Source organism: Streptococcus parasanguinis (assembly GCF_040908565.1).
Lineage (GTDB): Bacteria > Bacillota > Bacilli > Lactobacillales > Streptococcaceae > Streptococcus > Streptococcus parasanguinis_AC.
This window is the reverse complement of record NZ_JBDGEA010000002.1, coordinates 59464-82799: the sequence shown is the minus strand read 5'-3', so window position 1 is coordinate 82799 and position 23336 is coordinate 59464. Positions and strand designations below refer to the sequence as shown.

Below are 23336 nucleotides of genomic sequence, written 5' to 3'. Positions count from 1 at the left end.
ATGATTTCCTTGCTGATCTAGCTTTTTCAAGGGAGTTTTACCCTTAAATATGGTAAAATAGTAACGAAATATACTAGTAGATATCAAATAAAAAAGAGGTTAAGAATGACAATTGGGATTGATAAGATTGGTTTTGCGACGAGCCCTTATGTCTTGCGTTTAGAAGATTTGGCCGCTGCTCGTGATACCGATCCCGAAAAACTGAGCAAGGGTCTTCTCTTAAAAGAACAAAGCGTGGCACCGATCACAGAAGACATCGTCACATTGGCTGCGACTGCAGCAGATGATATTTTAACAGATGAAGATAAAGAAGCGATCGACATGGTGATTCTTGCGACAGAATCTGGAATTGACCAGAGTAAGGCTGCTGCTGTGTTTGTCCATGGCTTACTAGACATCCAGCCTTTCGCTCGCTCTTTTGAAATGAAAGAAGCCTGCTATGCTGCGACTGCTGCCTTGGATTATGCTAAACTCCATGTTGAAAAATTCCCACAGAGTAAGGTTTTGGTCATTGCCAGTGACATTGCTAAATACGGAATTGGGACTCCTGGTGAACCAACACAGGGGGCTGGAGCGGTTGCCATGCTAATCAGCCAAAATCCTCGTATTCTATCTTTTAACGATGATAATGTTGCCCAAACACGCGATGTCATGGATTTTTGGCGTCCAAATTACGCGACAACTCCCTTCGTGAATGGGATTTATTCAACGCAACAATATCTAGATTCTCTGAAAACAACCTGGGCGGAATACCAGAAACGGACTGGCCTTACCTTGACAGACTTTGCAGCCGTCTGCTTCCACTTGCCTTATCCGAAATTAGCTCTCAAGGGCTTGAAAAAAATCTTGGATAAGTCAGTATCAGAAGAGAAAAAAGATCAATTACAATACAATTTTGATCAATCGATTCTATACAGCCAACGAGTGGGAAATATCTACACTGGATCTCTTTTCTTAGGCTTGCTATCACTACTGGAAAATCGTCCCCAACTCAAATCCGGGGACCGAATCGCCCTCTTTAGCTATGGAAGTGGAGCAGTTTCTGAGATCTTTAGTGCCAATCTCGTTCCTGGTTTTGAGCAACTTTTAGATCACAAACGTATGGACAAACTAGATCAACGGACGGTTCTTAGTGTTGCTGACTACGAACGACTCTTTTATGAGGAAGTGGATTTAGACTCTAGTGGCAATCAAGTATTTGAACCTGCTACGCTTCAAACTTATGCTTTGACAGAGATCAAGGAACACCAACGCACTTACCAGAAAGTAGAAAAATAATGGCACGATTACCAGGTTTTGCAAAACTTTCGCCCACAGAACGCATAGAGGCCTTACTAAAGGAAGGCCTCTTAACTTGGGATGAAGCACAGATCTTAAAAGAACAAAAGGGACTCCCCCTCTCTATTGCAGATCAACTGACGGAAAATGTCTTGTCGACCTTTGATCTGCCTTTTAGCCTCGCTCCTTATTTTCTGATCAATGGTCGTGACTATGTCCTTCCTATGGTCACAGAAGAGCCTTCCGTAGTTGCTGCAGCCAGCTTTGCAGCCAAACTCATCCAACGTTCGGGCGGTTTCACCACCCAAGTGCACCAACGCCAAATGATCGGTGAGATTGCTCTGACAGATGTTAGGGATGTGGAAATGGCTAGCAAGCGCATCCTAGAAGACAAGGAAACTCTTCTTCAGCTAGCTAATGAAGCCTATCCTTCTATCGTCAAGCGTGGAGGCGGAGCAAGGGATCTTTGGGTCGAAAACAAGGGGAACTTTCTCATTGTCTACTTGGCGGTTGATCCTAAAGAAGCCATGGGGGCCAATATGCTCAACACGATGCTGGAAGCTCTGACCGATCGCATCCAAAAACTCTCTGGTGGTCAGGCCTTAATGGCGATTTTATCCAACTTGGCCACGCGCTCTTTGGTGAGTGCAAGGTGTGCCATTGATTTTAAAGCACTGAGTCGAAATCCTGAGGAAGCCATTGAGATTGCCCACCGGATGGAGCTAGCTAGCCAACTGGCTCAAGTGGATCCTTACCGCGCAGCCACTCATAACAAGGGGATTTTTAATGGGATTGATGCTCTTGTTCTCGCGACGGGTAATGACTGGCGGGCCATCGAAGCTGGAGGCCATGCCTATGCTGCACAAAGTGGCCGATACAAGGGCTTTAGCCAATGGAAAAGTCAGCCGGAAGAGAAAAAACTCTATGGTGAGATCACCTTGCCAATGCCAGTTGCAACAAAAGGAGGCTCCATTGGCCTCAACCCTACGGTTCAAGTCAGCCACCGTTTACTAGGAGAACCTTCTGCTATCGAATTAGCCGGTATTATCGCGTCGCTCGGTTTGGCGCAGAATTTTGCTGCCCTAAAGGCCCTAGTCACCACAGGGATTCAAGCAGGACATATGAAACTCCAAGCACGCTCTCTAGCCCTTCTAGCAGGAGCTAAGGAAGAGGAAGTTCCCCGTCTGGTCAGCCAACTCCTTGAAAACAAACCCTTCAATTTAGAAAAAGCAAAAACACTCTTACAAGAATTGAGAAAATGAAAGAACTAAGACGCACGTCTTAGTTCTTTTGTGTTTGAAAAAATTTACCTTATTGTTTTAAAAATGGCAGATCGGGATGTTTCTTGGTATAGAGAATCACTTCGATAAAGGTCCCTACTTGGACGGCAAAGAGCAGTCCGACGAGAAGATTGATCCGATGGTCTGTTTCATAAAACGGAGAATTCCATAAGAAGTGATTGGCTACTGTCGAGACAACACACCAGAGTCCAAAGAGTTTTGCCTTTTGCTGGGTCACTTGAGACAACAAGAGGAAGACACCGACCGATACAACCGCTGTATAGAGAGCGTGTGAAGCTAACCCACCAGAAATACGATTAATAGCCTCAGTAACGGCGGCTAATTGGCTCGTTTTTGTTTGGCGGGCAACGTACCCTAAATCCTCAATGATTTGAAAACCAAAGCCAGAGCCCAAGCCGGCAATTAAAATCGCTTTTAGATCTTTTTTTCCAACCATCAAAACTACCCAAAAGGCAACTAGAGCCTTAAAGAATTCCTCTGAGAATGGGGCTGTCAAGGCATCGGTCCACTTGTTAAAGACAGTGGCATCCTTGATCACATGGCTATTCATAATATCAATCAAGCTATTTCCTGAAAAGCTCAACCAGCCTGCTACAAAGGCACCCCCAAACATAGCAATCCATAAGAGATAGGTTGGGACAGACAACTGCTTGGCCAATCGTTTTGAAAAGAGATAGAGTGGGATAATAATAGCAGCTAAAACAGACAAGTTCAAGACCAAGTCTCTGCCTGCAGACTGGCTAAATTCTTCTTGAGAAAGATGACCGAGTTCAAACTCCAAGCCAATTCCTGCAAATAGTAGAAAGAGATAGATCGAGGCTCTTTGAATTTTAGTCATCTTGTTTTCCTCCCTTTTGTTTCTTTGAGCGAATTAGGTAGATCACAATCGCTAGAAGGGTTGCTCCGAACAAGCCTGCTGCTAGAATGTAATCATAGTCAAAATCAACGAGATCAATTTTCTCTTCATAAGCAGCATCTTCTTCGTCATCTAGATCTTGCAGAGCACTTTTTCCGTGTTCATCTGCTACCTTTTGTTCTGCTTCTTTTCTAATTTTTTGCAAGCGTTCGAAGGTTTTCTCAGCTCTCGCTATCCCTTCCTCTGTTGCCTTCTTACTCGCTTCTTCAGGCTGAGAAGCAAGGGCAATTTGTTCCTGATCACTCAGATCTTGTTCAACCATCCACTGGGATTCCAATCGTTCCATTTCAGTACGAATCGCCCCATCTTCGAATAAATCAGGATACTTGGCTACAAGGTCATTGATTCTTGAAATGGTCCAATACCAGGAGCGGTCATTGTAATGATCCCCTAATTCTTGGTAGGCTTGATAGGTGTTGAGAATATTGCCATAGTACGGTAGGTAAGGAGCATTTCGCGGACTACCCATCGACAGCCACATGGTGCCTCCACCCGCACTTGCTGGGACCTCGTCTTTCAGTTGGAAAATATGGGCCTCCATGACATTTGGATTGGAGATGGGGTATTTATAAACGGCATCAAACTCTCCTTTTTTCGGGATGCCTTTTCCATCCAGCTCCATTTGATCCTGTGGTTTGTATTTGGTTCCTTCCAAACGATTGCGCTGGAGATTCATGGCATCGCGGAGAGTTAATTTCCGATCAGTTGTATGAAGAAGGTCAAAGGACGCATCGTCATATTTAACAGGAGAGTTTGGGTCTAGAGATTTGATCCCCGACCAAACCCGCGAGCGATCCGCTTCTTGCAAAGGCGGATTATAGGATTGAGAAACGTGGAATTTTCCATCCACTTCCTTATAGCTATTTGCGTCCTTGGCGACTTTTTCAAGATCTTTTGAGACAATCGTACGCTCTGTATCCGATAAATCAACATGACCTAAGAAGAAAGTATTTGGAAAGACTGCAAAGCGGTCTTCTGGAAAGAGAATGGCCGCATATTGGTGACCAGATAGGATTTCCATATACCAGACGCCTTCTTTATCGGCAATGGTCACAATATTTCCTTCTGCAGCGCCTTTTTCTTCGACGATTTTAGCAATGAGTTCAACCCCTTCTCTTGCGGTTTTCACACTTGGGAGAACAATGCTGGTTAAGCCGGATTCTGCCAAACCATCCTTGACATAGGGATCCACTTTTTGGATCTTGTCATTTGCTGAAGCAGACACAGTAGCAGAAATGGAAACCCCATATTCATTGAATCCTGCTTCATCAAAAATTCCCTGATCTGGGGTGACATCTGGGACCGCTGTATACTTATAGCTAATCTCTGGCAAGGGATATTGAAAACCGTTGGCGGCATCCTCAAAGATGGCACCTTTTTTATTGTAGACGCGCTCTCTGACCACAAAATTTTTATTATGGTTGGGCTCTAAATCTTCGGTACGCCCTACCAAGGTCGAGCCGTCGGCCGTCAGTTTCTTTCCGATGATGAACCCCGTACAGGCCTCAACAGGTTGAGCAATCAACAAAAGCGGAAGCATGGCTGCTACAGCTGAGCGAAAATAGTGCTTCTTCATCCTAAACTCCTTTTTAAAAATGTTTTTCCTTATTTAGTATACTCTTTTACGATCCTGTTTTGCAAGCGATTCCAGCAACCGTAAACGATTCGTAAACTATCAGAATTTTTGAGGGGAAACACTTTTTCAAAAAAGAAAGGATTGGCTTTAAAAAGTCAATCCTTTTCATTTTCTCTGTTGCTGAGCTTGCCATAATTTTCCATAGAGGAGATAGTCGACTTTACGGAGCTCTTTCAGGTTCTGACAACCGAGCGCACAAAGGAGTAATTTAAGATCTTCTTTCCAGCCTTGGACAATGGCGATCACTTCTTCAATGCTCTTAGTCTCTACCATCTCAAGAAAAACGCGGGAAAGTCCTACGCCACGCGCTCCAAGGACCAAGGCCTTGACCATATCAAGGGGATGACGGATGCCACCACTCGCGAGGATCTCAACCTGATCTATCTGATCTTGTAATTGTAAGAGACACTGCGCAGTTGATTGTCCCCAATCATCCAGATAAGCGCGATTGCCTCCACGACGATTCTCAATATAGGCAAAACTAGTGCCACCACGGCCAGAAATGTCAACTGTTTTAATCCCAGCCTCTAGTGCCAGCTGGACTGTTTTAGGATCCATGCCAAAGCCTACTTCTTTCAGGACTACCGGCACAGGAAAGGCCTGCCCATAGCTATGGAGATGGTCTTTCCAAGTGTGGAAAATCCTCTCCCCTTCAGGCATGAGCAACTCTTGCATCAGATTCACATGGACTTGAAGAAAGAGGGGTTGTAGCTCTTCTACTGTTCGCAAGCCCAAGTCTAGCTCTTTATCGATGCCAATATTGGTCGCTAAAAGAAGATGAGGATGGTCTTTTTGGACCGCATACGATTGATCGTTCGGATCCTTCAGTGCTGTGCTGTAAGAGCCAGTCACAAAGAGAATCCCACAGGCTTCGGCTACTGCTGCCAACTTTTGATTGATCTCTTTGGCCCGTTTACTCCCGCCTGTCATAGCATTGATATAAAAAGGGACCTTCCAATCACGGCCTGCGAAATGGGTCGTTAGATCAATCTCCGCTAGATCCACACGTGGGAGGGAACGGTGAATTAGCTCGATCTCATCAAAGCTATTATAGGAGGAGCTTTGCTCCAAAGCATAGCGAATATGCTGGTCTTTTCGATTTTCGCTCACGAATCTCCCATCCTTTCTTGGTAAATGACTTCAATATCCTGTTCCTTCCAGCGATCTATCAAGGTCTGAGTCTCAACTGGGTCAAAACTAAGGGCAATCCCACAGTCGCCTCCTCCAGCACCACTGGATTTGGCACAAGCCGTTAGGCCATCTGTCGCTTGCTGCAGGACTTTTAGAGCCGGGGTATAGATCAGATGGTTTAAGGATTTTAGGTTCTGATCTGCACGTTGGATACTGGCCTCGATCTCCCTTTGGTTTCCATCACGGAGGCCTTTTTCAAGATTCTTCACTGCAGTTTGACTCTCCTTGAGAAAGGCTTCATTGATCGCACCCTTGATCTGGCGGATCAAATCACTTGAAATCGCTGGTTCCTTGGTCCAGCCAACCAGAAAATCATAAGCGATGGCTGGATGGATCGAGCAGATCTTGTAGTCCCAATCCAGGTCTAAAACTTGTGAAAGGGGCTGGGAAATCAAGACTTCATGCAACCAAGCCCGATCAAAGGATTGGTAATAAATCAAGTCCTCGTAGGCTATACAAGCCAAATCGCCCATGGAGCCATTGTCCCCTCTTTGCACCAAGACGACTGCTGCTAGTCGAAAAAGCAGATCGGGGCTTAGGTCTATTTCATACAGAGCGGCCATGGCCTTGATCACGAGCAAAACCACACTTCCGCTGGAACCAATCCCATACTTCTTCCCCTCTTCACCCAATGTCCCCCTAAGATGAAGATCAAAAGGTTTAGGGGCTATTCCCTGATCTTTCAGCCACTCTTCCATGAGCTGAATGGTCTCTTGAATCAAGGCGTAGTCCTTATTTGAGGTCAAATCCACCTTGTAACCAAAGAGATCTGAGACCAACTGGTAAGTGTTAGCTTCTTGAATGGTAGCTGACAGATAAATGGGAATAAACTGAATCACGGCTCCACACCCAGGCGTTAACACCGCGTATTCTCCAGCTAGATAGAGCTTGCCTCCGGTCTGTACTTGATACTTAGTCTTCATCTTGAGGGTCCTTTGTCTTAGATACGATGGTCCGATAGCGGGCGTCAAATAAAGGCACCAGCTGATCCAAGTCTTCTTCTAGACAGAGGACTTTAACATTTGGCCCTGCATCCATGGTAAAGTAACAAGCATGGCCCGCTGCGCGGAGCTCACGGACAAAATCCATGGCTTTGTAGCTTTCTTCTGTCAAGTAGCTAAAGGCTGGAGTGGCTGTCCTGGTCGTTCCATGCATGGCAAGGGCATTGTGCTCTGTCAAGTGGCCGACCCGTTCAAAATCATTGGTAGCTAGATAGCCCAGCATGTCCTTGTAATCTTGACAAGACTCCTCCACCCATTCTTTGAAATTGCTCGAGGTTTCCATGCAGCGTTTCATCCCTTCGCGGCTAGAAACGGGCTTTTGCTTATCATTGAGAACCAGCATAATCATAGCCAGTTTCAGGTCTGTTTTGACCTTATAAATCTCTCCACTTTCTTTGTCCCAGGCTGCTAAGGGACCAAAGAAAGACCGTGAAGAGGAACCTGAAGCAAACTTGGCTTTTTGAGCTAATTCCTCCTGAGTTAAGCCCAAATCATAATACCGATTGCAGGCCTTGACAAGAGCAGAGAGGCCGCTTGAGCTAGAGGACAAGCCTGCTGCGGTTGGCATGTTGTTGCTGGTATCCACCCGAACAAATCCTGCTTCATCTGCTGGCTTCAAACCATCAATGACAGCCCCAATTTTGGCCTGCTCAGCTGGATGTTGGAATTCCCCATCGATGTAAAATTCATGCGCTGTCGCATCTGCTGGCAAGGGAGAGAGAATCGTCTCTGTATACATATTCTCTAAGGTCAACGAAATCGAACTAGTCGAAGGAACCATTTGTTTGGCATCTTCTTTTCCCCAGTATTTGATAATCGCGATATTGGCATAGGACTTAGCCTTTACAGGTTTTCGATCCATGTATGGTGCGCTCCTTCTTTTTCTAATGCATGGGCAATGGTTTCTGCTTCACGAGAATCCTTGACGAGGGCAATCACACAGCCTCCAAGACCGCCCCCACTCATTTTAGCCCCTAAGGCCCCATTTTCAAGGGCAACGGCGACCAGGTGATCTGCTTCTTTACAGCTGACACCGACGGCTCTCAAGTGGTCATGACAAGCCGTAAGAGCCTGCCCAAGGCCAATGAGATCTTTTTCTTTCAGAGCCCCTTCTACCTGCTGGGTCAACTGACCAATCTCATGGAAATGGGACAAAACTTCCTGCCCTTTAGCTTCAACCTTTTGAATCGCCTCACGGGTATTGCCGTGAATCCCCGTATCCGCAATCACCAAACTCGCTTTTATACCCAGCTCCAGCGGGTAAAAGCCGACATTCCGGATGAATTTAATGGCTTGATCGCTCAAACAGGTCTTGGCATCAAGCCCGCTTGGATTCATATGGGCAATGGTTTCTGCTCGATTGACCAGGATTTCTAAGGTCTCATCATCCAGCTCCTCTTGATAATAGTCAAAAACTGCACGAATAGCTGCGATACTGACCGCCGCAGAGGACCCCATCCCCCGTTTTTCCGGTACCATAGACTGAATCCGGCAGCGAATCCAGGCCTCACGAATCCCGAGGTGCTCAAGAGACGCAAAAACCGCCATGGACAAGGTGTCGTCTTCAAACAAAATCCATGGACTGTCTGCTGGGATAATCTGGCAGGTCACTTTGATATGATGGAGAGGCAGGGCAATAGCTGGATAGCCATAGACCACCGCATGCTCTCCAATTAAGATAATCTTACTATGCGCCTTTCCGACGCCTATCTCTTTATGCATATTCATCTCGCTCTATTAAGGTCATTACTATTTTAATATAAATCAGCCAAAAAAGCGATGCTTTTGAAGGAAATCCAACCTAAGACGGAGTTGAGTTCTATCTGACAGACCGTAAAAGGCCAGGATCCATCATCCTAGCCTTCCATTTCTATTTTTCAAATTCTTGTTTGATCAAGTCCATCAAAGAGTTGCGGTCGAGGATCCATTGGGCCCGTTCGTCCTTCTCATAGGTCCGGTTGGACAAAAAGATCACCGCTTCCTGCCTCTTTCGATTGTACATGATGAAGGTTCCAGTATAGCCCGTATGATCTAACCAGTCCCCCTCTAGATTCCATCCGAGAGCGCGGGTCTTGCCCTCTTCACGCGCAAAATTCTGAGACAAGTCACGCGCAAAATCCTCCTTCAGATAACGCTCTAAGAAGCGCTCTAGATCTGAAACCGTTGAAAAAAGTCCAGCACTTCCCGCATGACGACCCAATACTCTCGCTTTGGGATCATGAACACTTCCAGAAGCCACTCCACGGACCGTTGGCACCGCCTTTTCGACCGGTCCAAACCGTGTCTCCGTCATCTTCCAAGGTGTAAAAATCAGCTCTTCAAATAAGCGATCCAAGGGCTGGCGAAACCTGTCTTCTAACCAAAAGCCCAGCAGAAGAAAATTGACGTCGGTGTAATGAAAACTCTTGTCTTCTTTTAACTGCAAATTTTCAAGAGCTGTTTTCAACTGTCTCGCATCCAATTGATCCCGGTTGGGGATAAAAGGATCGAGCCCAGAAGTATGGGTCAAGAGTTCCCGGATGGTCGTCTTCTCATGAGCAAAACGCGGGTAAAGCTCTTTAAAGGGGCGATCAAGCGCAAGCTCCCCTTTCGCATACAAAAAGGCACAGATGGTAGCAACTCCAACGACCTTACTGACACTAGCCAAATCATAGACCAGGTCAGCCACTACTGGCTCTCCTTTTTCAGGATCCGCTAGTCCCAGATAGTGCTCACTCCACTGACCATCGCGGTAAAGCGCAAGAGAGGCACCTGGATAGATGCCTTCTTGGATTTGTTCGGTAATTTTTTCGATGATTGCATTCACGCTCATCACTCCATTCTTATTCTTCATAAGAAATATGGACCTGATCTTGATTGGCTTCAAACCAGAGTTCGATCTGGCTTGGATCCTTGGCAATCAAGAAAGTTCCCTTACGGTGCACAAAATCGACAGTTTCTCCTAAGCTTTCTTTCAAGTCTTCCACATCAAAAGATGCCAATTCGACCTTGATCATGCTCAAATCCCAAGTAACCTTGTTCTCAACTTGGAGATCTTTTCCTTGGGCTTCTTGTAAATGGATAAAGTGGGCCAAAGCTGGCAAGTTGCTATAGAACTTCTCAGCCTCAGCAAGATCGGCCACATTGACCTCAAGAAAGTCCACATCAAAGCTGGTCAAACCTTTGAAATCTTCTGGAAGCTCAACAAGAGGCGCTTTCTCCAAAGGTTCTAGGCTTTCAAGATTTTCTTCCGCATGCACGAAAATGGTATCTCCTTGAGGAGACACAACTTCAAAGGCGCGACCATTAGCTCCTTGGTAAAGGGCGCTTGTCTCTGGCTGGCGGGCCAACAAATAATCAATTTCTTGAGCTTGTGCCACTTTCACCACGATGCGACCCAATTTCTTTGGACCTTCGACCTTACGCGAACGCATACTCGGTGACTCTTCTAAGACGATTTTTTCTACTTTTGAGGCATCTCCTAAAGACAGGAGAGCTCCTTCTTCCACTAATACTTTCATTCCCAATGTCTCTTCATAAAAGCGTTGATTGACATTTCGGTTATTCACTTTCAAGACTGGGATCACTCTTACGATCTGATTTGCTGTCATACTTTCCTCCAAGCACTTTTTATTGTAAAAGATTTTCTGGCTTTTTACAAGAAATCTTGTGCAAAAAAGACAGATTTTTCAAAAATAAAAATCTGTCTTTCTTTTTTTAGTATACTGTTCGTGTATGGACCCGCCCGTTTGGAGCTTCAAATTCGTATTCTAAGTAATCCTGATAGGTCCCTGGTGCAATCACTCCACGCACATCTAATACAGCCGTTCCTGCCTGTCCCACAATGGAATCTGCTAACAGGCAGCAATTAGTAGACAGAACAAAGTAAGATTTAAAACGCGAAGAAGTAAATTTATATAGCTCAGCCCCTAAATCATATTTCAATTTGTAAGCGTAGGTCGGCTGACCGTCTTCCAGTAACCTCCTAGGTGGATCCCAAGGTTCTAACAACTGATCAATTTCAGCTAGACGCTTCTCTACTGCCTGATTCTCTTCTTCGGTAAGGGATAGGCTGTAGCCAAACAGCGTCTTTTGACTCTCTTTTTTACATAGTTCGATGTATGGTTCCTTATCCACTTTAAACAGTACGCCATCCCCAATCGTCCCAAATAGACGCTCTGAAAAGGGATCGTAACTTCCGTAAGAAATGACCTTCCCCTGATAACAAATATCTACATGCCCAATCGCTCCAAATAAGTTGCTGTCAGAAGTATGAACCAAAATTTCTAATTCCCTTGCCTCTTCTTCTTTTTTCACCAATCGATAAGGGCCTGTGTGTCCCGCCGAGCTCCCTTTTTGAAGAAACTGGTTAAACCGTTTTAACTCCTTAGCAGGGATAAAGGCTGCAAAGATAACCGGTAGGCTAATACGAAAGCGACGTTTTAACTCTTGGCCTTGTTGGTCTTTGTCAAATAAAATACCATCTCGAATATTAGAAATCCCCAACAAGACCAGATAAGCCCCCAAGAGGATAAATTGGAAGTGCCCATCTGAACCAGGTTCCAAGACAGTTGCTAGACCAAGCCCACCGTTTAAAAGCGCATCCCATAAATAGAGCCAGCCTCCTTTTACCCGATTGGCCTTATAAAGCCAAAATGTGATCCCATAGACAATGGCACTCCCCAACTGATATGCCCCTAAACAAATCACAACTAAGTTTACGGGCAGACTACTCAGTCGATTCAACCAGATCAACGCAAGTGAAAGAAAAATAAACCAAATAGAGTGGCTATAGGAAATAGACTTGCTACGTAACAAAAAGCGAAGAAGAAAGCTTCCTAGTCCATCAACTAAAAAGTAAATGGCTAATAGATCCAAGGAAAATTTTGTGAAACCAACACCGTTTCGAAAAATGAGGATCCCAAAAATGACGGCAAGAACCCCAAACAATAAGGTCCTTCTTCTTGCAACTTGTTCAAAAGATATTTTTTTCAATATTCCTTCTCCTTATAGACGAAAGGTCTTTAGACAAATACTATTTTATCAAGTATAATATAAGAAGTAAAGAAAAAAGAAACTGATAAAAGGAGCAGTCTATGAAATACAATCAATATAGCTATCTATCTGTTGACCAAAAAGACATTCTTAAGGAACTAAAAGAAATTGGGTTTGACCTTCCCACCCACCTCCCAGAAAAAGAACTGTTTGAATGGTTTGTCCGCAAGGTTTACTTCACCTATAAAGATACAGATTATCCCCTCTCTAACCTAGTGGTGGATTCTAAAACAGACTTTTTAACGTATATCCAATCTGACTGCGAATGGTCTCCGAACATTTTTTACACAGTAGCCCTCCAATTACTCGGTTTCCGCTATTTTATTGATTTTGAAGATACGGATAGCTTCTTGAAAGAAGTCCAATTTCCGATTGAGTATGGAAACTTGGTAGAAAACCTCTATCACCTTCTCAATACTCGAACAGTAAAAGGAAATTTACTCATCGATCAGTTGGTCAGCGATGGCTTGATTCCTGAAGATAACCAGTATCACTATTTTAACGGCAAGAGCCTCGCAACCTTTACGAGCCATGATGCCATCCGCGAGGTCGTCTATGTGGAAAGTCGGGTCGATACCGACAAAGATGGTCTGCCAGACTTGGTCAAGGTCAGCATTATCCGTCCTCGCTATGAAGGCAAGATTCCAGCTGTTATGACCGCAAGTCCTTATCACCAAGGGACCAACGATAAGGCCAGCGACAAGGCCCTCTACAATATGAATGTCGACCTCGAGGTCAAAGAACCTCATACCATTCAACTAGAAGAACCTCAATTAACAGTAGTCGAACCTGTCGGTCAAGCTGAAGAGGTAGAGGAGGCCGAAGAGCTCCTAACCCATATCAACTCCAGCTACACCCTCAACGACTACCTGCTTCCACGCGGATACGCCAATCTCTACGTATCAGGAGTTGGAACAAAAGATTCGCAAGGCCTGATGACCAACGGAAATTACCAACAAATCGAAGCCTATAAAAATGTCATCGATTGGCTCAATGGCCGTTGCCGTGCCTTTACAGACCATACACGCAAACGCCAAGTCAAGGCTGATTGGTCTAATGGAAAAGTCGCAACCACAGGGATCTCCTACCTTGGAACCATGTCTAACGGCCTTGCGACCACAGGTGTGGACGGCCTAGAAGTCATCATTGCAGAGGCTGGGATTTCTTCTTGGTACAACTACTACCGCGAAAACGGTCTCGTCACAAGTCCTGGAGGCTATCCAGGTGAAGACTTTGATTCCCTTGCCGAATTGACCTACTCGCGCAACCTTCTAGGTGGAGACTATTTGCACCATAATGCGGCCCACCAAGCCGATCTAGACATCGTGAAAAAAGAGCTGGACCGCGCTTCTGGAGACTACAATCAATTCTGGCACGACCGCAATTATCTCTTACATGCTGATCAGGTTAAGGCTGAGGTGGTCTTCACTCATGGTTCCCAAGACTGGAACGTCAAACCGCTTCATGTCTTTAATATGTTCCAAGCCCTTCCAGCAAGCATCAAGAAGCACCTCTTCTATCACAATGGTGCCCATGTCTACCTCAACAACTGGCAATCCATTGACTTCCGAGAAAGCATGAACGCCCTCCTCTCTAAAAAATTGCTGGGCTACAATTCAAACTATGAATTGCCTACTGTCATCTGGCAGGACAATACAGGAGAACAAAGTTGGACTTCCTTGGATGATTTTGGCAACCAAACAAATCAGCGGACCTTCTCCCTGGGAGACGACGAAAAAGTCATCCAAAACCGCTACGAGACAAAAGATTACGAGCGCTATGGCAAGGCTTATCCGACCTTCTTAACGGACCTCTACCAGGATAAGGCGCAACAGGTGACCATTGATCTTCCAATCGAAGAAGACCTACACCTCAATGGGAAAGCTCGCCTTCACCTGCGACTTCACTCCAGCACCAATAAAGCCCTGCTTTCAGCACAACTCTTAGAGCTTGGAAGCAAGAAATACCTCCAACCCTATCCTGCTGTCTTGTCGGTCCGTACGCTGGATAACGGCCGCTACCATATGCTAGACAATTTGACCGAGTTGCCTTTCAAAGAAGCTGGCCAACGAGTCATTTCGAAAGGTTATCTCAACCTCCAAAATCGTCATGATCTCTTAAAGGTTGAGGCCGTGACGCCAGGCGAGTGGATGGAATTTGACTTTGATCTTCAACCAACCATCTACAAGCTCGAAAAAGGAGCGACCCTTCGTCTGGTCCTTTACACGACAGACTTTGAAATCACTGTTCGCGATCAAACCGATTACCAACTGACCATTGATTTAGCACAATCCAGCCTCCATCTTCCTGAAATGACAGAGGCCCGCTAATCGTGGTCTCAAGGCTTGCCCTTACTCGGCTTCATTTGACAGCTTAGCCTACTTATGTTACTATCTAATAGAGTATTTCATAGAAAAAGATATTAGAGGAAGTTATGGCGATTGAAAAAACTGTCAGCGAAATTGCTGAAATTTTAGGAGTCAGCCGCCAGGCGGTCAATAACCGTGTCAAGGCGCTGGCTCCAGAAGATACACAAAAAAACGAAAAAGGGGTTACCGTTGTAACCCGTAGTGGCTTGATCAAGCTCGAAGAAATCTACAAAAAAACTATTTTTGAAGATGAGCCAGTCAGCGATGATGTGAAGCAACGCGAATTGATGGAAATTTTGGTGGATGAAAAAAATGCTGAAATCGTCCGTCTCTACGAGCAACTCAAGGCCAAAGACGAGCAACTCGCTAAGAAAGATGAGCAGTTGCGCGTGAAAGACGTTCAAATTGCTGAAAAAGACAAGCAATTGGACCAACAACAACAATTGACTTTACAAGCAATGAACGACCGCGATACCTTGAAACTTGAACTCGAACAAGCCAACGAAAAAGTTCAAGAGCAAGAAAGCAAAGGTTTCTGGGCACGCGTTTTCCGTCGATAATCCGGGGCTGGATCCTACCAGTCCCTTTTCTTTTCTAGCACAGGAGATTTCCCATGAAAGCATTAGAAGATTATATCGCCTTTGATCTCGAATTTAACCAATACGAAGGCGCCTATCAGATCATCCAGGTGTCTGCCGTACGCTTTACGGACGGTAAAGAAGTCGCCCACTACGACTCCTACGTATACACCGATAAGCCCCTAAAAAGCTTTATTAACGGCCTGACTGGCATTACCCAGGACAAGATCCAAAATGCCCCACAACTAGAACAGGTCCTCAGCGAATTCAAGGCCTTCGTTGGAGACCGGCCCTTGATCGGATACAATGCCAAAAAAAGCGACCTTCCCATCCTGCTTGAAAATGGCTTGGATCTAGAAGACCAGTACGCTGTCGATGTCTTTGACGAGGCTTTCGAACGTCGTCCATCTGACCTTCATGGCATTAAAAATCTCCAACTCCACACCGTTGCAGAATTTTTGGGAGTTGCAGGAAAATCACACGATAGCTTAGAAGATGCCCGCATGACATCCCTTGTCTACGAACAATTCCTCGAATTTGATCAAGGCCGTACCCTCCTTAAAGAGCAAGAGAACTTCTCCACCAACCCCTTCGGAGGCTTGGACTTATCCGGATTCTTTTATGAATAAAAAGAGAGAGTGGGACAGAAATCGGTCATTCGTTAGAATTCGATTTCGTCGTCCCACCTCCGCACAGTTGAGTAGGGCTGTAAAAGCTGATGAAGTCAGCGTAGTAGAGCCCACTCAACCACTGCGTCTTGCTCGACAATTCAAAAACAAGAAGAGGCTAGGACTTTTGTCCCAGCCTCTTTTAAGTTAATGAAAATTTCCTTAGCTTAAAATGGCAATTTCCCTGCGAAAGCACCGAGTTTTTTCTTGGTAGCCGCATCAATTTCTTCAATGGCAGCATTGATGGCTTGCACCGTCATATCAGAAAGCGTTTCTGTATCTTCTGGGTCAACCACTGCGGCGTTGAAATCGATGGAAACGACCTTCTTATCGCCTGTCAGGGCTGCAACAACCAAGTCCTGAGCAGATTTCCCTACAAATTGAGTTGCAGCTAATTCTGCTTGGCTTTGCTCCATTTGCTTTTGCAATTTTTGAGCTTGCTTCATCATATTTTGCATATTCATCATAGCAATTACATTCCTTCCAACTTCTGAAATTTACAGTTCATTATACCATTTTTTAAACGCTTGGAAAAGCTTTGAATAGTAATCATGAAAAGCTTCTTTCACACTAGATTGATTTTTGAGCTTTCACTACAAAATGAAAGAGACACTTCTTCAGCCTCTCTCAGAAAAAAATAAATTGTATTAGGATAAAATCATCGAAGCCACGATTGGACTAATGAATACATACAAAATTCCTGTGATCCCTATTGCCAATCCTGCCATAGCACCAGCCACATGACCATACTTAAATGCCGTCCCTGTTCCTACTGCATGTCCTGTTCCGCCAAGGGCTAAACCAATAGCTACTGGATCTTTTATTTTTAACAGTTTCAATATCGTTGGACCCAAGACACTTGTTAATAATCCAGTTGCTACAACTACCACAAGAGTGATGGTCGTAATTCCTTGCATTTTCTCAGTAATTCCAACTGCCATTGCAGTCGTAACCGATTTTGGAAAGAGCGAAATGGCTAGAAAGTACTTCATTCCAAATGCTTTCGCGATCAAGGCTGTAAAAATGGTATTCACAACAACTGCCAATGTCGAGCCGACTAGAATACTCCGTACATGATGCTTCATCAAATGGAAACTTTTATAAAGAGGAATCCCTAAAGCGACAGTTGATGGGCCAATCAACTGATTTAACAGGGAACCACCGACATAGTAATCTTTATAAGAAATTCCTGTAATCATTAAGAATAAGATAACGATTACTGTAGCCACTAAAAGTGGCGTTGTTATTGGATGGGAATACCTGCGGAAAATTAACATCCCAATCAAATAAGCCCAAATAGATAAGACAATCCCAAATAAAGGATTACTCGCAAAATTAGCCACGCTCGCGTCCCCCTTCTGGATAATCACCTTCAAAACGATTTTTTATAAAACTAACCACGATTGCAATTAAAGCCACATTGGTGACCAAGGCTCCAAGTAGAATCAACATGATTGGAAACAGATAAGGCGCAATCACATGAAACTTATCCATAATACCGACAGCAGGGGGAAGAAACAGAATCGTCATGTTTGCTAATAAAAAATTTCCTACCATATTTACATGGCGAATACGTAATAACTTAAACTGCAATAATAAAAATAAAATCAACAGTCCGATCATACTTCCAGGAATTGGTAAGTGCAACCCATCAGAAATGATTTCACCAATTAATGAAATCGTGAAAATAATCGTCAGTTGTACATATAATTTCATCTCCATCTCCCTTTTTATGGATCATTTCCAATAAGGATTCGTATCCTCGCTTCTGCCTACTTATAGGTAAACATCCTCTTATTCCCTATCAGTTTACTCCTTTTCGGAAAATTTGCAAGCTTTTTTCTAAAAAAATAAAACAAATTACCAAAAATTGAAGCTACTATTTTGATTCATGACATCCATTTTATGATACAATGAAACCAAAAACGATTAAATTACCAAGAAAGGATCTACATGACTCACTTTCACACCATTGTCATCGGTGGTGGCCCAGCAGGTATGATGGCGACCATTGCCAGCGCCTCCTATGGCCAACCTACGCTACTGATCGAAAAAAATAAAAGGCTGGGCAAGAAGCTCGCTGGTACCGGAGGAGGCCGCTGTAATGTCACGAACAACGGGACCTTAGACGATTTGATGGCCGGTATCCCTGGAAATGGCCGTTTCCTTTACAGTGTGTTTTCCCAATTTGATAATCATGATATCATCCAATTTTTCACCGATAATGGCGTCAAGCTAAAAGTCGAAGATCATGGCCGGGTCTTTCCTGCTAGTGATCAATCTCGCACCATTATTCAAGCCTTAGAAAATAAGATCCTTGAGCTAGGTGCTAGCATGGCCACCAACTGCGAGGTGGTATCTGTCACTAAGCCCGAGGACGTCTTTATCGTCAAGTCTGCTGAAAAAACATGGACAGCTGACAAGCTGATTGTCACAACTGGGGGCAAATCCTATCCTTCTACCGGCTCTACTGGCTACGGACACGAAATTGCCCGCCACTTCAAACACACCATCACCGATCTCGAAGCGGCAGAAAGTCCTCTTTTGACAGACTTCCCACACAAGGCCCTCCAAGGGATCTCTCTGACAGATGTGACCCTCAGCTACGGCAAACACATCATCACCCATGACCTGCTCTTTACGCATTTCGGTCTTTCTGGCCCTGCAGCCCTTCGGATGTCTAGCTTTGTCAAAGGTGGGGAAATCTTAACTTTAGATCTCCTTCCAACCACTTCTTCTCAAGAGTTAAAAGATTTTCTAGAAGAACATCGAGAAAAGTCCATTAAAAATAGCCTCAAAACCCTTCTTCCTGAACGGTTAGCTGATTTCTTGGTGCAAGGATTCCCTGAAAAAGCCAAGCAACTCACTCCTACTCAGACAGAAGAGATCATTCAAAAAATCAAAGAGATGCCTATTCCTGTCACTGGGAAGATGTCCCTAGCTAAGTCCTTTGTAACCAAGGGCGGCGTCAGCCTCAAAGAAATCAATCCTAAAACCCTAGAAAGTAAGCTGGTTCCTGGCCTCCACTTTGCCGGAGAAGTCCTCGATATCAATGCTCATACAGGTGGCTTTAATATCACATCTGCCCTCTGTACCGGTTGGGTCGCAGGAAGTCTTCATTACTGATAAATCATTCTCCATACTTTTTTCTCCACCTATTGAAACAAAATTTTGAAAAAATCTTTACAAGTTAGTATTTACTTGATAGAATGGATTGGTATAAAATTTATAAAGGAGATTATTAGAATCATGGATTTTGATTTTAGTGTTAAACTCATGACTGAGTTTTTCGGGACAGCTTTGCTACTTATCCTCGGAAACGGTGCTGTTGCAAACGTTGAATTAAAAGGAACTAAAGGTCATCAAAGTGGATGGCTTGTCATTGCGATCGGGTACGGAATGGGTGTTATGATGCCAGCCTTGATGTTTGGTAATGTTTCAGGAAACCACATTAACCCTGCCTTTACTCTTGGACTTGCGGTTAGCGGACTCTTCCCATGGGCAAATGTTTTACCATACATCGCTGCTCAACTTCTTGGAGCTATGTTTGGACAATTGGTTGTCGTTGCAGCTCACCGTCCATACTACATCCAAACTGAAAATCCAAACAACATCTTGGGAACATTCTCAACGATTTCTAGTTTGGATAAAGGAACTCCTGAATCACGTAAAGCTGCTACAATTAATGGCTTCATCAACGAGTTTGCCGGATCATTCGTACTTTTCTTTTGTGCACTTGGTTTAACTAAGAATTTCTTCGGAGCAGAGGTTGCTGGTCTAGCTCAAAAAGCAGCGGCTGAACAAGGAGGAGTCTTTGATGCTACTTCAACAGCAGCCAAATTGGCTTTGTCACAAGCACATGCTTCAGGACTAGGAATTGCTCACTTGGCTCTTGGCTTCCTTGTTATGGCTCTTGTTACGTCACTCGGTGGTCCTACTGGACCTGGTTTGAACCCTGCACGTGACTTTGGTCCTCGTTTGGTCCACGCCTTCCTTCCAAAATCTGTATTAGGAGAACACAAAGGTGATTCAAAATGGTGGTATGCTTGGGTACCAGTTGTAGCCCCAATCCTTGCTGCTATCTTAGCTGTACTATTGTTCAAAGTAATCTACCTTGCTTAATCTAACTAGTAAAAAACGAACTCGATTTTCCATCGAGTTCGTCTTTTTATTGTTCTTTGGTTAATGAAAAACGGAAATCATTGTATTTAGTATAGTCAAATTCTGTATTGAGATCCGTTGTGAAAACAATCGGTGTATAGTGTCCTTCTTCTAAGACAAAACCAGGCTCAAATCGGAAGTTTGCTCCACCTAAGCCTGTGATCCCAGGGAGCAAGGCATCAGCCCCATCAAAGCCTTCAACATTCCAATAGTAGATATTTCCACTTGCTTGGACGGCTCTTGCCGTATAGGTCGCTGTTCGAGTCGGTTCGCTGTCATTTTTGAAGCTTACCACTGTTGTTACATCCCCATTGGCATCGACGGTCATTTTAATCGAATCCGCTTGTGGACTAGATCCTACCCAAGTTCCCACCAGTTCTGCAGGGACAGTAGCTTGCGTCGCAGCAGACGCATTCTCGGTCTTACTAGAGTCTTTTGTACCTGTCGCGCTACTGGTTTGAGTTGAAGAGCTAGCTGTATCTTTTGCCTGAGCGGAAGATGCTGCACTCTTTTTGCTATTACTTTTGGCTTTTTTCTCTACCTTACTGGTAGATGCTTTTGCGGAGGAGGATGCTGTCTTTTTATCCTTAGCACCACAACCACCGAGAGCTAGACCAAGTGAAGCAGCCACCAGAACAGCGGCACCCCAACGGAAGATTGATTTTTTCATACGATCACCTCTTTATCTTTCTGACTCCCATTATACCCTAATTGTTACAAAAATCAAGTTTTTTGTAATAATTGTAACTTTTTTGTAACATATTCCGTTTAAAATGCCAATCGTAATAGAGCGATCAAAACAATTCCAAACAAAACGGTTCCCATAAGGTTTTTGTAACGAAAGGCTACAAAGAGACTGGGAATGGTCACCACGAGGTCCAACCAGTGGAACTGCGGGAGACTTCCGATTTTCCCCTCTACTAAACTCGATAAAACCAAGGCAAAGATAATGGAAATGGGCAGGTATTTGAGAAAGCGGGTCACAGGAGCCGGCAGTCCCTTGTATTTAACTAAGAGGAAGGGCAAGATCCGAGGAATCCAGGTAACGAGGGCTGAGGCCAGAATGGCCATGAAGATAGAACTATTAACGCGCATCACAAACCACCCCCACAAAACAGCCAATCAAGGTCGCAGCTAGCACAGCAAGCGGTTGCGAAACATAAAAGAGTAAGAGCAAGAAACTCACTGCTACTGCTAAGAGCACCAAGAGCATGGTCTTGGTCTTTTCTGTCAGTTGCATTCCTTGGAACTGGGCTGCAAAAATCCCAATAAACATAGCCACTAAGGCAAAATCAAGCCTAAAAGCCTTTGGATCTGGTAGGAGAGATCCCAGAGCTGTTCCGATAACCGTCGCACTGATCCAAGCCACATAGCCTACTAGATTGTTCCCATGCATCCAAGGAACTGTGATGGTATCCGTCTTTAACTTCTCACTCAAGTAGACCCCATAACTCTCATCGGTCAAGAGGCTTCCAATCCCAATGGTATGAGCGAGACTCGCATCCTTAAAATCAGAGGACGTATGCAGACTCATCAACATATTCCGGAGATTGATCAAACACACGGTCAAGGCCATATTCAAGATCGAAGAGTGGGTCGCAATCAGAGAGATCATCGCAAACTGAGCCGCCCCAGCATAGACTAGAATACTCATCAAGGCCATCTCCAAAGGAGAAAGATAGGGAGACGCCACCACACCACAAGCCAGGCCAATACTGATATAGCCCAAAGCCGTCGGCAGTGCATCCCTCACCCCCTGCCAAAAATCTTTTTCCATACTCTCACTCCTTGCTGAATCATTGACCTCTATTATAACACAAGAAAAAAGTTGAAAAGGGACCGATGAGAGAGAATGGATAAGCCCTCGATATATTTCTATCTCTCCCCTACTGATTCACTTTTAAATCCGACATCTCTAATGACATCTTTTCTTCTTGTGTCATGGTCTCGACAATTTGTTTTTGCTCACTGGATATTGGCAAGGTCAAAATTGTGGCAGATTGATTCGGCAATACTCCACTGTCACTAATTTTATAGCCAATCCGTTGATGTTGATAAATGAATTGCCCATCATATTTCCAACTCAATGAAAACTCAAAATCCTTATCAATTTGAAATCCAGCTTTGTTAATCAATAGAAAAACGGCATATTCTTGTTGATTGGATGAGAAAGTTGCGCCAGTATAGTTGATCGATAGGTTTCCTTGATTTCCAAGTTCTGGATGTTCCTTGGTTAATTTCTTCCCTAGTTCAATTACATTTGATTCTTTTCCTTCATATTGTGGTCCCACCACAAACTGCAAGCCTTTTTCATTTTTAACAGCCGAGGACTCTTTTGAAGTCTGCTCCGTTTTCCTCGGCGAAGAATCTTTTGATTCCTGTCGAGGCTGGGCGCATGCTGTTAATGATAGAAGCGCTACTAACAAAACGATTGTTTTTTTCATGATTTCTACTCCTTTATTCTTGTCCATTCTATTCTAGTTACTTTTTTCAATGATGATCTCTTCTACACTATCAAGACTTAAATTCCCTGTTTTAGCTCCCAAAAGAACTGGAACTTTGCCAAATTCGAAGGTCAATAGAAAAGCTGTAAGAATACCGCCTATCACTAAAAAGATCCCTTCTTGACCATTATTATTAAATAAATACATAGCTAAACAGGCCAATAAGACAATATTTAATAGATGGGCATCAAAAATTTGCTTTCTTTCTGGTATCGGCTTGAAAGTCACAATATATCTCTTCCTTGCTGTAGGAAATAGATTCTTAACCTTTTTACGTGCCTTTTCTACAGAACATCGGAAGAGCACATAAGATATAAGCATGGCAACCACAAATAATACCAGTTTAAGGAAAATTTGTTGACTAATGGCATATTCTCTGAATAGCTTTTTTAAGAGACTATAAACCACTCCAACAAACGGCTGGACTATAATGGCTGCTGTCCCCCCATTTAATTTATTGAGGGGTGTGCCTGGAATTTCAACTTTTTTATCTACTTCCATCATCTCAACAGTGATCGCTTCCGTTGGCAGCCCCCAATAATAGAGCTTAGGCTTCATGGTACTAGCATCTAACAGAAATTTTTTGCCATCGTACTCTACCAGTTGGTGACAGAAAATACTTGTTTCTTTATATTCTAACATCCTATTTACTTCCTACATGCTTTCAGGATAGCATCCTAGACCATGTAAAGCAGTCAA

At 44.1% G+C, this 23336-nt stretch carries 24 protein-coding genes; 7 read left to right on the top strand and 17 right to left on the bottom strand.

Translation table 11 applies throughout. The annotated features are described in order from the left end of the window. Positions 1-105 precede the first annotated feature (105 nt). The gene (locus tag AB5Y61_RS01540) at positions 106-1278 is read left to right on the top strand and encodes a hydroxymethylglutaryl-CoA synthase (protein ID WP_368402816.1); all 1173 of its coding nucleotides are present in this window, start codon (positions 106-108) and stop codon (positions 1276-1278) included. After that, positions 1278-2540: a hydroxymethylglutaryl-CoA reductase, degradative gene (locus AB5Y61_RS01535; RefSeq protein ID WP_368402814.1), complete on the top strand. Its 1263-nt coding sequence runs from the start codon at positions 1278-1280 to the stop codon at positions 2538-2540. Before AB5Y61_RS01540 ends, AB5Y61_RS01535 begins: the two co-directional genes overlap by 1 nt. Positions 2541-2589: 49 nt before the next feature. Here the strand turns inward: AB5Y61_RS01535 and AB5Y61_RS01530 are convergent, their stop codons facing one another. The 9 genes from AB5Y61_RS01530 to AB5Y61_RS01490 all read right to left on the bottom strand — a co-directional run bounded on the left by AB5Y61_RS01530 (position 2590) and on the right by AB5Y61_RS01490 (position 12297). Beyond that, positions 2590-3417, bottom strand: coding sequence for a PrsW family glutamic-type intramembrane protease (locus AB5Y61_RS01530; RefSeq protein ID WP_368402813.1), 828 nt, complete (start codon positions 3415-3417; stop codon positions 2590-2592). Then, positions 3410-5071 carry a C69 family dipeptidase gene (locus tag AB5Y61_RS01525; RefSeq protein WP_368402811.1) on the bottom strand — a complete coding sequence of 554 codons (1662 nt, stop codon included), beginning with the start codon at positions 5069-5071 and terminating at the stop codon, positions 3410-3412. Before AB5Y61_RS01525 ends, AB5Y61_RS01530 begins: the two co-directional genes overlap by 8 nt. Positions 5072-5236: 165 nt before the next feature. After that, positions 5237-6241: a type 2 isopentenyl-diphosphate Delta-isomerase gene (gene fni / locus AB5Y61_RS01520; RefSeq protein ID WP_368402809.1), complete on the bottom strand. Its 1005-nt coding sequence runs from the start codon at positions 6239-6241 to the stop codon at positions 5237-5239. Beyond that, positions 6238-7245 carry a phosphomevalonate kinase gene (locus AB5Y61_RS01515; RefSeq protein ID WP_368402808.1) on the bottom strand — a complete coding sequence of 336 codons (1008 nt, stop codon included), beginning with the start codon at positions 7243-7245 and terminating at the stop codon, positions 6238-6240. The genes fni and AB5Y61_RS01515 overlap by 4 nt, the downstream gene beginning before the upstream one ends. After that, positions 7235-8185, bottom strand: coding sequence for a diphosphomevalonate decarboxylase (gene mvaD / locus AB5Y61_RS01510; protein ID WP_368402807.1), 951 nt, complete (start codon positions 8183-8185; stop codon positions 7235-7237). Before mvaD ends, AB5Y61_RS01515 begins: the two co-directional genes overlap by 11 nt. Further along, positions 8167-9045, bottom strand: coding sequence for a mevalonate kinase (mvk, locus tag AB5Y61_RS01505; RefSeq protein WP_368402805.1), 879 nt, complete (start codon positions 9043-9045; stop codon positions 8167-8169). The genes mvaD and mvk overlap by 19 nt, the downstream gene beginning before the upstream one ends. Positions 9046-9193: 148 nt before the next feature. Further along, positions 9194-10135 carry a serine hydrolase domain-containing protein gene (locus AB5Y61_RS01500; RefSeq protein WP_368402804.1) on the bottom strand — a complete coding sequence of 314 codons (942 nt, stop codon included), beginning with the start codon at positions 10133-10135 and terminating at the stop codon, positions 9194-9196. 10 nt (positions 10136-10145) lie between these two features. Further along, a complete protein-coding gene (locus AB5Y61_RS01495) occupies positions 10146-10913 on the bottom strand; it encodes a CppA N-terminal domain-containing protein (protein ID WP_070675424.1) in 768 nt (255 codons plus the stop codon). Between the two features lie 106 nt (positions 10914-11019). Beyond that, a complete protein-coding gene (locus AB5Y61_RS01490) occupies positions 11020-12297 on the bottom strand; it encodes an HdeD family acid-resistance protein (protein WP_023919173.1) in 1278 nt (425 codons plus the stop codon). A 101-nt stretch (positions 12298-12398) separates the two neighbouring features. On the opposite strand from AB5Y61_RS01490, the gene AB5Y61_RS01485 reads away from it, so the two are divergent. The 3 genes from AB5Y61_RS01485 to AB5Y61_RS01475 all read left to right on the top strand — a co-directional run bounded on the left by AB5Y61_RS01485 (position 12399) and on the right by AB5Y61_RS01475 (position 15933). Next, a complete protein-coding gene (locus AB5Y61_RS01485; RefSeq protein ID WP_368402802.1) occupies positions 12399-14687 on the top strand; it encodes a Xaa-Pro dipeptidyl-peptidase in 2289 nt (762 codons plus the stop codon). A gap of 104 nt (positions 14688-14791) precedes the next feature. After that, the gene (locus tag AB5Y61_RS01480; protein ID WP_003008835.1) at positions 14792-15286 is read left to right on the top strand and encodes a DUF536 domain-containing protein; all 495 of its coding nucleotides are present in this window, start codon (positions 14792-14794) and stop codon (positions 15284-15286) included. 53 nt (positions 15287-15339) lie between these two features. Next, the gene (locus tag AB5Y61_RS01475; RefSeq protein ID WP_368402800.1) at positions 15340-15933 is read left to right on the top strand and encodes a 3'-5' exonuclease; all 594 of its coding nucleotides are present in this window, start codon (positions 15340-15342) and stop codon (positions 15931-15933) included. Positions 15934-16139: 206 nt separating this feature from the next. On the opposite strand, the gene AB5Y61_RS01470 is transcribed toward AB5Y61_RS01475, so the two are convergent. The 3 genes from AB5Y61_RS01470 to AB5Y61_RS01460 form a co-directional block, all read right to left on the bottom strand. Then, entirely contained in the window at positions 16140-16439 is a 300-nt protein-coding gene (locus tag AB5Y61_RS01470; RefSeq protein WP_368402798.1) for a YbaB/EbfC family nucleoid-associated protein, read from the bottom strand. Between the two features lie 180 nt (positions 16440-16619). Then, on the bottom strand, positions 16620-17315 hold the full coding sequence (locus tag AB5Y61_RS01465) for an LrgB family protein (protein ID WP_368402796.1): 696 nt from the start codon (positions 17313-17315) through the stop codon (positions 16620-16622). After that, positions 17308-17688, bottom strand: a complete 381-nt coding sequence (locus tag AB5Y61_RS01460) for a CidA/LrgA family protein (RefSeq protein ID WP_368402795.1) — start codon at positions 17686-17688, stop codon at positions 17308-17310. The genes AB5Y61_RS01465 and AB5Y61_RS01460 overlap by 8 nt, the downstream gene beginning before the upstream one ends. 237 nt (positions 17689-17925) lie before the next feature. Between AB5Y61_RS01460 and AB5Y61_RS01455 the strand changes: the two genes are divergently transcribed. Both AB5Y61_RS01455 and gla read left to right on the top strand, forming a co-directional pair. Further along, positions 17926-19098 carry an NAD(P)/FAD-dependent oxidoreductase gene (locus AB5Y61_RS01455; protein WP_368402794.1) on the top strand — a complete coding sequence of 391 codons (1173 nt, stop codon included), beginning with the start codon at positions 17926-17928 and terminating at the stop codon, positions 19096-19098. Positions 19099-19221: 123 nt separating this feature from the next. Then, positions 19222-20094, top strand: a complete 873-nt coding sequence (gene gla / locus AB5Y61_RS01450; protein WP_254727544.1) for an aquaglyceroporin Gla — start codon at positions 19222-19224, stop codon at positions 20092-20094. Positions 20095-20140: 46 nt separating this feature from the next. Here the strand turns inward: gla and AB5Y61_RS01445 are convergent, their stop codons facing one another. The 5 genes from AB5Y61_RS01445 to AB5Y61_RS01425 all read right to left on the bottom strand — a co-directional run bounded on the left by AB5Y61_RS01445 (position 20141) and on the right by AB5Y61_RS01425 (position 23279). Then, a complete protein-coding gene (locus AB5Y61_RS01445) occupies positions 20141-20803 on the bottom strand; it encodes a hypothetical protein (protein ID WP_368402792.1) in 663 nt (220 codons plus the stop codon). A gap of 98 nt (positions 20804-20901) precedes the next feature. Then, the gene (locus tag AB5Y61_RS01440; protein WP_368402790.1) at positions 20902-21228 is read right to left on the bottom strand and encodes an AzlD domain-containing protein; all 327 of its coding nucleotides are present in this window, start codon (positions 21226-21228) and stop codon (positions 20902-20904) included. Continuing rightward, on the bottom strand, positions 21218-21910 hold the full coding sequence (locus AB5Y61_RS01435; RefSeq protein WP_368402788.1) for an AzlC family ABC transporter permease: 693 nt from the start codon (positions 21908-21910) through the stop codon (positions 21218-21220). The genes AB5Y61_RS01440 and AB5Y61_RS01435 overlap by 11 nt, the downstream gene beginning before the upstream one ends. A gap of 109 nt (positions 21911-22019) precedes the next feature. Further along, positions 22020-22577: a hypothetical protein gene (locus AB5Y61_RS01430; protein ID WP_368402786.1), complete on the bottom strand. Its 558-nt coding sequence runs from the start codon at positions 22575-22577 to the stop codon at positions 22020-22022. Between the two features lie 33 nt (positions 22578-22610). Further along, positions 22611-23279, bottom strand: a complete 669-nt coding sequence (locus AB5Y61_RS01425) for a DUF443 family protein (protein ID WP_368402784.1) — start codon at positions 23277-23279, stop codon at positions 22611-22613. Positions 23280-23336 lie beyond the last annotated feature (57 nt).

Coding starts and splice junctions, on each gene's coding strand:
- AB5Y61_RS01540 (WP_368402816.1), top strand. CDS start 106: ATGACAATTGGGATTGATAAGATTGGTTTTGCGACGAGCCCTTATGTC.
- AB5Y61_RS01535 (WP_368402814.1), top strand. CDS start 1,278: ATGGCACGATTACCAGGTTTTGCAAAACTTTCGCCCACAGAACGCATA.
- AB5Y61_RS01530 (WP_368402813.1), bottom strand. CDS start 3,417: ATGACTAAAATTCAAAGAGCCTCGATCTATCTCTTTCTACTATTTGCA.
- AB5Y61_RS01525 (WP_368402811.1), bottom strand. CDS start 5,071: ATGAAGAAGCACTATTTTCGCTCAGCTGTAGCAGCCATGCTTCCGCTT.
- AB5Y61_RS01515 (WP_368402808.1), bottom strand. CDS start 7,245: ATGAAGACTAAGTATCAAGTACAGACCGGAGGCAAGCTCTATCTAGCT.
- mvaD (WP_368402807.1), bottom strand. CDS start 8,185: ATGGATCGAAAACCTGTAAAGGCTAAGTCCTATGCCAATATCGCGATT.
- mvk (WP_368402805.1), bottom strand. CDS start 9,045: ATGCATAAAGAGATAGGCGTCGGAAAGGCGCATAGTAAGATTATCTTA.
- AB5Y61_RS01500 (WP_368402804.1), bottom strand. CDS start 10,135: ATGAGCGTGAATGCAATCATCGAAAAAATTACCGAACAAATCCAAGAA.
- AB5Y61_RS01495 (WP_070675424.1), bottom strand. CDS start 10,913: ATGACAGCAAATCAGATCGTAAGAGTGATCCCAGTCTTGAAAGTGAAT.
- AB5Y61_RS01485 (WP_368402802.1), top strand. CDS start 12,399: ATGAAATACAATCAATATAGCTATCTATCTGTTGACCAAAAAGACATT.
- AB5Y61_RS01480 (WP_003008835.1), top strand. CDS start 14,792: ATGGCGATTGAAAAAACTGTCAGCGAAATTGCTGAAATTTTAGGAGTC.
- AB5Y61_RS01475 (WP_368402800.1), top strand. CDS start 15,340: ATGAAAGCATTAGAAGATTATATCGCCTTTGATCTCGAATTTAACCAA.
- AB5Y61_RS01470 (WP_368402798.1), bottom strand. CDS start 16,439: ATGATGAATATGCAAAATATGATGAAGCAAGCTCAAAAATTGCAAAAG.
- AB5Y61_RS01460 (WP_368402795.1), bottom strand. CDS start 17,688: ATGAAATTATATGTACAACTGACGATTATTTTCACGATTTCATTAATT.
- AB5Y61_RS01455 (WP_368402794.1), top strand. CDS start 17,926: ATGACTCACTTTCACACCATTGTCATCGGTGGTGGCCCAGCAGGTATG.
- gla (WP_254727544.1), top strand. CDS start 19,222: ATGGATTTTGATTTTAGTGTTAAACTCATGACTGAGTTTTTCGGGACA.
- AB5Y61_RS01445 (WP_368402792.1), bottom strand. CDS start 20,803: ATGAAAAAATCAATCTTCCGTTGGGGTGCCGCTGTTCTGGTGGCTGCT.
- AB5Y61_RS01440 (WP_368402790.1), bottom strand. CDS start 21,228: ATGCGCGTTAATAGTTCTATCTTCATGGCCATTCTGGCCTCAGCCCTC.
- AB5Y61_RS01435 (WP_368402788.1), bottom strand. CDS start 21,910: ATGGAAAAAGATTTTTGGCAGGGGGTGAGGGATGCACTGCCGACGGCT.
- AB5Y61_RS01430 (WP_368402786.1), bottom strand. CDS start 22,577: ATGAAAAAAACAATCGTTTTGTTAGTAGCGCTTCTATCATTAACAGCA.
- AB5Y61_RS01425 (WP_368402784.1), bottom strand. CDS start 23,279: ATGTTAGAATATAAAGAAACAAGTATTTTCTGTCACCAACTGGTAGAG.